This is a genomic window from Streptomyces sp. NPDC059851, from assembly GCF_042732005.1.
Taxonomy (GTDB): domain Bacteria; phylum Actinomycetota; class Actinomycetes; order Streptomycetales; family Streptomycetaceae; genus Streptomyces.
The window spans coordinates 1-6,133 of record NZ_JBHWJJ010000241.1 but is presented as its reverse complement, the minus strand read 5'-3'; the positions used below and the strand labels follow the sequence as shown (position 1 = coordinate 6,133).

Below are 6,133 nucleotides of genomic sequence, written 5' to 3'. Positions count from 1 at the left end.
CTGCGGGGGCTTCGCCGTGACCCGGGTACGGCTCCGGGGTCAGGGCGCCGGAGCCGTCGGGAACCGCGGCTCCGGCTCCAGCACCCCCACCCCGCGCCGCAGGGCCCGCCGCCGGACCAGCCACGCGCCCGTTCCGAGCCCGCCGCCGACGAGGAGGACGGCGAAGCCGGCGAACATGGCGCCGCCCGCCACGATCAGCGCCGTCGGCCGCTCCACCGCCTTGCCGGTCACCGCCGACAGCGGGAGCGAACCGTGGCCGGGGTCGCCGGTGCGGAACGCCGAGTCCAGCGAGTTCCCGCGGTTGTCCCCCATCACGAACATCCGCCCCTCCGGCACGGTGACCTCGAAGGAGACGGCCGCCGGCAGCCGCCGGTCCTTCAGGTACGGCTCCTCCAGCGGCTCCCCGTTGAGCTGGAGCGCCGCATCACCGGTGCGGTACGCGATCCGGTCACCCCCGAGCGCCACCACACGCTTGATCCCCGGACCTCCCAACCGCCACCCGGGGGCGTCGAACAGCACCACGTCCCCGCGGCGCACGCCCAGCTCCCCGGCGCCGCCCAGCTCGAAGTAGGCGATGTCCCCGGGCCGGTACGCCGGATACATGCTCTCCGAGGGCACGGAGTACCCGCGGACCGCCTGCTGGTCCACGGCGAGCGCCCATGCCGCCGGCGCCGCGACCATCACCGTCCCCACCGCCAACAGCACCCTCGCCCAGATCCCCAGTCCCCGCCCCGGCCCGCGCCCCATGAATCCGTCCTTCCGCATATGTGTGGTGGCCGGAAGCGTACGGAACCCTGGCCCGGACCCGCGCATCACCGCCGCTCCGAGGAGCCGGAGGGCACCGGTCCCTTCGCCGACCCACTGGGGCCCGCACCGCTGATCGGTGTAGATTCGACACCAGTGTCAGGCGTCGCTGCTGATGGCGGTCGGGCGGTCCTCACGACCGGCCGAGGGGAGAGAGGGCCCCCGACGGACTGAGTGCTCGGTGCACCGCCCCAGGCGATGCGCGGCTCAGCCGTACCCACCTCTCGACCCATGAGGAGCAGCACCCATGGACTTCAAGGTCGCAGACCTTTCCCTCGCCGCCTTCGGCCGCAAGGAGATCACCCTGGCCGAGCACGAGATGCCGGGTCTGATGTCGATCCGCCGCGAGTACGCGGAGGCGCAGCCGCTGGCCGGCGCCCGCATCACCGGCTCCCTGCACATGACCGTGCAGACGGCCGTCCTGATCGAGACCCTGGTCGCCCTCGGTGCCGAGGTCCGCTGGGCCTCCTGCAACATCTTCTCCACCCAGGACCACGCGGCCGCCGCCATCGCCGTCGGCCCGAACGGCACCCCGGAGGACCCGCAGGGCGTCCCCGTCTTCGCTTGGAAGGGCGAGACGCTGGAGGAGTACTGGTGGTGCACCGAGCAGGCGCTGACCTGGCCGAACACCCCCACCGGCGGCCCGAACATGATCCTCGACGACGGTGGTGACGCCACCCTCCTCGTCCACAAGGGCGTCGAGTTCGAGAAGGCCGGCGAGGCCCCGGACCCGTCGACGGCGGACTCCGAGGAGTACGGCCACATCCTGACCCTCCTGAACCGCACCCTCGCCGAGAGCCCGCAGAAGTGGACCCAGCTGGCGTCCGACATCCGCGGTGTCACCGAGGAGACCACCACCGGCGTCCACCGCCTGTACGAGATGATGCAGGAAGGCAACCTGCTCTTCCCCGCGATCAACGTCAACGACGCCGTCACCAAGTCGAAGTTCGACAACAAGTACGGCTGCCGGCACTCCCTGATCGACGGAATCAACCGCGCCACCGACGTCCTCATCGGCGGCAAGACCGCCGTGGTCTTCGGCTACGGCGACGTCGGCAAGGGCTGCGCCGAGTCGCTGCGCGGCCAGGGCGCCCGGGTCATCGTCACCGAGATCGACCCGATCTGCGCCCTGCAGGCCGCGATGGACGGCTACCAGGTCACCACCCTGGACGAGGTCGTCGAGACCGCCGACATCTTCATCACCACGACCGGCAACAAGGACATCATCATGGCCTCCGACATGGCCAAGATGAAGCACCAGGCCATCGTCGGCAACATCGGCCACTTCGACAACGAGATCGACATGGCAGGCCTGGCCAAGGTCGAGGGCATCGTCAAGGACGAGGTCAAGCCGCAGGTCCACACCTGGACCTTCCCCGACGGCAAGGTCCTGATCGTGCTGTCCGAGGGCCGCCTGCTCAACCTGGGCAACGCCACCGGCCACCCCTCGTTCGTGATGTCGAACTCCTTCGCGGACCAGACCCTGGCCCAGATCGAGCTCTTCACCAAGCCCGAGGAGTACCCGATCGGCGTCTACACGCTGCCCAAGCACCTGGACGAGAAGGTCGCCCGCCTCCACCTCGACGCCCTCGGCGTCAAGCTGACCACCCTGCGCCCGGAGCAGGCCGCGTACATCGGCGTCGACGTCGAGGGCCCGTACAAGCCGGACCACTACCGCTACTGATCCACCGCCGCAGGTCCCCGCGGATCCGCAGCACCGAGGCAGGCCCCCGGCACTCGTGCCGGGGGCCTGCCCCGTACGCCCCCCACGGTGCGCACGCACGCACGCCAGCCAGCAAGGACCCCCGCCCATGCCCCGCGGCCGCTACTCGCTCCACGACCCCCACGACGGCACCCCGCTCGGCGAGGAGCACTTCAACTGCGCCCCCGGCCCCTCCGGCTGGCGCTACGTCTCCCAGCTGACCGGCCCCGACGGCAGCCACCGCGGCTCGGTCGACCTGGCCGTCGACGAACTCGGCCGCCCCATCCGCCTCGAAGTCAACGCCGCGAGCTGGCAGGTCCGGGGCGCCGCCATCGACGGCGTCACCTGGGTCCGCTCCGACCCCGCCGGCACCCGGGCCACCGAGGGCAACGTCCGCGCGGCCGCCTTCACCGGCACCTCGCCGGCCTTCCTCGTCGCCACCGCCCGCCTGCTGCGCCCCGCCCTGGGCGCGCCCGCCACGCGGGTCCGGCTCGTCGCCCTCACCGACCCGGTGCTGGCGCCCCGTACGGTCGACCAGGCCTGGGCCCTCGTCGGGCGCACGGAGCACGCGACGGACAGCGGGCCGCTCGTCGTGGACGAGTACCGGGTCACGGCCCTGGACACCGGCGAGGTCCACACGGTCCACCTGGCCGGGGACGTGGTCCTGTCGGCCCCGGGCGTCGAGCTCGAACACCTGGAGAGCCCGCCGTCGGTGTTCCCGCCGGAGGCCTGACCGGTCCCGCCGTCCGCGGCCCGGTCAGTACTCCTCGTCCGGGAACCCCCACCGGACCACGGGCTTCGCGTCCGGCGCCACCTCGGCGACCGTCGCCGCGAAGGACTTCTCGAACTCCGGCTGCCACAGGTAGAAGCGCGAGACGCACAGCGGGAAGTCCGACTCCCCGGAGACGAAGAACGCGCCGCCGTCGTCCACGGCCACGCCCAGGCTGACCTGGTTCTCGATGCACTCCTCGTACATCAGCTGCGTCAGGGCCCGGACGAGCGCCCAGGCCTGCGGCTCGTCGGTGACGCCGGTGACTTCGAAGGCGAGATCGATGTTGACTGACATGGCGGCAGCGTAGGCGGCCCCACCGACAGCCCTACGCGGGCGGGGCGAACCCCGTCTTCCGCACCGGCTCGTCGCCCGACGGCGTCACGGGCGCGGGTGCGGCCGGGGGAACAGGCGCGGGCGGAAGCGGAAGCGTCGCAGCCACGGGCGGCACGTACCCCCCGGCCGTCCCCGTGACCGCGCCCGACACGGCACCCGCGCCCGGCACGGCACCCGGCACAGCCCCCGGCACACCGCCGCCCGGCACACCGGCCCCCGGCAGGCCCGCCGGCGACCCGAACGTCCGGGCCGCGTCCCGCGACTGCCGCTCGTGCACCACCGCCATCAGGTACGCGGCCGCCGGCACGCCCGCCGGCGCCGGCGCGCCCGTACGCGCCACCAGGTCGTCCGCGAGCCTCGCCGCCATTGCCGCACCCACCTGCGGGTCCAGCTGGTTCATCCGGGTCAGGTACTGGCGTACCGCCAGCCAGAGCCCCTCCGGCACAGCCGACAGGTCCAGTCCCGTGAACCGCCCCGCCAGCCACGGCGGCGGCGCCGGAACCGGCATCACCTGCGCCCCCGGCACCCGCTCCCGTATGACCAGCGTCCCCCCGAAGACGTCCCCGAGCCGTCGGCCCCGAGCCGACACCAGCGACGCGATGCACGCCACGGAACCGAAGGTGAGCAGCAGCTCCACGACCCCCATGGCGCCGCGCACCAGCGCGTGCCGGAACCGGACCGGCCCGCCGTCGTCCCGGACCACCCGCAGCCCGCAGGCCAGCTTGCCGAGCGACCGCCCGTGGCTGAGCGTTTCCACCGCGATCGGTACGCCGACCAGCACCAGCAGGAAGCTCGCCACCGTGACCGCGGCCTGCGCGGCGTCGTCCAGGGAGGCGGTCGCGAAGGTCAGCCCGACCGAGACCAGCACGAATCCGGTGCCGTACACGAGCAGGTCGAGGGTGAAGGCCAGCGCCCGGCTGGGCAGCCGCGCGGGCCTCAGCCCGAGAACGACCGCGTCCCCCGTCACCAGATCGCTCACCGCTGCACACCCTTCCCGTGACCGGATCCACCCCTTCGTCACCCAGTCTGCCAAGCTGACCACGGAAGAAGTAACGCCGAAGCGCGGCCGGTAGCAGGGGCCAGGGGCAGGGGGAGCGGCAACCGCATGGATCTCGACGTCTTCGTGACGGCCCACCGGGCTGAATGGGACCGTCTCGAACAGCTGCTGGGCCGCGGCCGCCGGCTGACCGGCGCCGAAGCCGATGAGCTCGTCTCGCTCTACCAGCGGACCGCCACGCACCTCTCCCTCATCCAGTCCAGCACCCCCGACCCGATGCTCACGGGACGGCTCACCCAGCTCGTGGCCCGGGCGCGCTCGACCGTGACGGGCACCCGCCGCGGGAGCTGGCGCGACGCGGCACGTTTCTTCACCGAAGGCTTCCCGGCCGCGGTGTACGGCAGCCGGCGCTGGTGGATACCGACCGCGCTGCTCTCCACGCTGCTCGGCGTGCTGATCGGCTGGTGGGTCGCGACGCACCCCGAGGTCCAGGCGGCCATCGCCGCACCGGAGGAGCTCAAGGCGCTCACGCAGCCCGGCGGCGGCTACGAGACGTACTACTCCAGCCACCCGGCGGCCTCGTTCGCCGCCAAGGTGTGGACGAACAACGCCCAGGCGGCCGCGATGTGCCTGGTCCTCGGCGCGTTCTTGGGGATCCCCGTGCTCTGGATCCTCTTCCTGAACATGGTCAACCTCGGCGTCGGCATCGGCCTGATGACCTCCGCCGGCCGGCTGGACGTGTTCCTCGGCCTGATCCTGCCGCACGGCCTGCTGGAACTGACCGCGGTCTTCGTGGCCGCCGGTACGGGCCTGCGCCTCGGCTGGACGGTCATCGACCCGGGCCCCCGCACCCGTCGTGCCGCCCTCGCCGAACAGGGCCGGGCCGCCCTCGGCATGGCCATCGGCCTCGCAGCCGTCCTCTTCGTCTCCGGTCTGATCGAGGGCTTCGTGACCCCGTCCGGCCTGCCCACCTGGGCGCGCATCGGCATCGGCGTCGCCGCCGAGGCCCTGTTCCTGGCGTACGTGTACGTGTGGGGCGGCCGTGCGGCCCGGGCCGGAGAGACGGGCGACGTGGATGCCGCCGACCGCACGGCCACGCTCCCCACGGCTGCCTGATGTGCGGAGGGGCCTGCCGAGCTGCTAGTCTCCTCGTCGTCCCGGAACGGCTGTTGACACGGCCGCCACGGGGAGGTAGATTTTAACGGTTGCCTGGAACTGGACAGTTCGGCAGCAACGGTTTAAACTCAACTTCGCCCCCCAAAGAATCCAATTCTCGCGGGGCACAGCCGACTCCTCATCCAGGAATCCGAAGCCGGGAAATCCGGTGGAAAACTTCTGATAGAGTCGGTCTCGCCGAAAGGGAAAACGCGAAAGCGAAGAACCGGAAAGCGAAGCGCGAAACACTCTGATAGAGTGGGAAACGCAAGAATGAAAGCCCGGAGGAAAGCCCGAGAGGGTGAGTACGAAGGAAGCGTCCGTTCCTTGAGAACTCAACAGCGTGCCAAAAATCAACGCCAGAAGTTGA

Annotated in this window: 6 protein-coding genes; 3 read left to right on the top strand and 3 right to left on the bottom strand. The window is 71.6% G+C overall.

The annotated features are described in order from the left end of the window. Nucleotides 1-39: 39 nt before the first annotated feature. Nucleotides 40-747, bottom strand: coding sequence for a signal peptidase I (gene lepB, locus ACFV7Q_RS38165; protein ID WP_385435546.1), 708 nt, complete (start codon nt 745-747; stop codon nt 40-42). 304 nt (nt 748-1,051) lie between these two features. On the opposite strand from lepB, the gene ahcY reads away from it, so the two are divergent. Next, on the top strand, nt 1,052-2,488 hold the full coding sequence (ahcY, locus tag ACFV7Q_RS38160) for an adenosylhomocysteinase (protein ID WP_385435545.1): 1,437 nt from the start codon (nt 1,052-1,054) through the stop codon (nt 2,486-2,488). 127 nt (nt 2,489-2,615) lie between these two features. Next, complete coding sequence (locus ACFV7Q_RS38155; protein ID WP_385435544.1) at nt 2,616-3,239, top strand: hypothetical protein; 624 nt, start codon at nt 2,616-2,618, stop codon at nt 3,237-3,239. A 24-nt stretch (nt 3,240-3,263) separates the two neighbouring features. Here the strand turns inward: ACFV7Q_RS38155 and ACFV7Q_RS38150 are convergent, their stop codons facing one another. Together ACFV7Q_RS38150 and ACFV7Q_RS38145 are read right to left on the bottom strand one after the other, a co-directional pair. After that, nucleotides 3,264-3,572 carry a hypothetical protein gene (locus ACFV7Q_RS38150; protein WP_385435543.1) on the bottom strand — a complete coding sequence of 103 codons (309 nt, stop codon included), beginning with the start codon at nt 3,570-3,572 and terminating at the stop codon, nt 3,264-3,266. A 31-nt stretch (nt 3,573-3,603) separates the two neighbouring features. After that, entirely contained in the window at nt 3,604-4,590 is a 987-nt protein-coding gene (locus tag ACFV7Q_RS38145; protein ID WP_385435542.1) for an RDD family protein, read from the bottom strand. Between the two features lie 126 nt (nt 4,591-4,716). Here ACFV7Q_RS38145 and ACFV7Q_RS38140 point away from each other — a divergent pair, with 126 nt between their 5' ends. After that, nucleotides 4,717-5,724, top strand: a complete 1,008-nt coding sequence (locus ACFV7Q_RS38140; protein WP_385435541.1) for a stage II sporulation protein M — start codon at nt 4,717-4,719, stop codon at nt 5,722-5,724. Nucleotides 5,725-6,133 lie beyond the last annotated feature (409 nt).

What these genes read in the sequence shown, in the direction of transcription:
- ACFV7Q_RS38140 (WP_385435541.1), top strand. Translation starts at nt 4,717, where the DNA reads ATGGATCTCGACGTCTTCGTGACGGCCCACCGGGCTGAATGGGACCGT.
- lepB (WP_385435546.1), bottom strand. Translation starts at nt 747, where the DNA reads ATGGGGCGCGGGCCGGGGCGGGGACTGGGGATCTGGGCGAGGGTGCTG.
- ahcY (WP_385435545.1), top strand. Translation starts at nt 1,052, where the DNA reads ATGGACTTCAAGGTCGCAGACCTTTCCCTCGCCGCCTTCGGCCGCAAG.
- ACFV7Q_RS38155 (WP_385435544.1), top strand. Translation starts at nt 2,616, where the DNA reads ATGCCCCGCGGCCGCTACTCGCTCCACGACCCCCACGACGGCACCCCG.
- ACFV7Q_RS38150 (WP_385435543.1), bottom strand. Translation starts at nt 3,572, where the DNA reads ATGTCAGTCAACATCGATCTCGCCTTCGAAGTCACCGGCGTCACCGAC.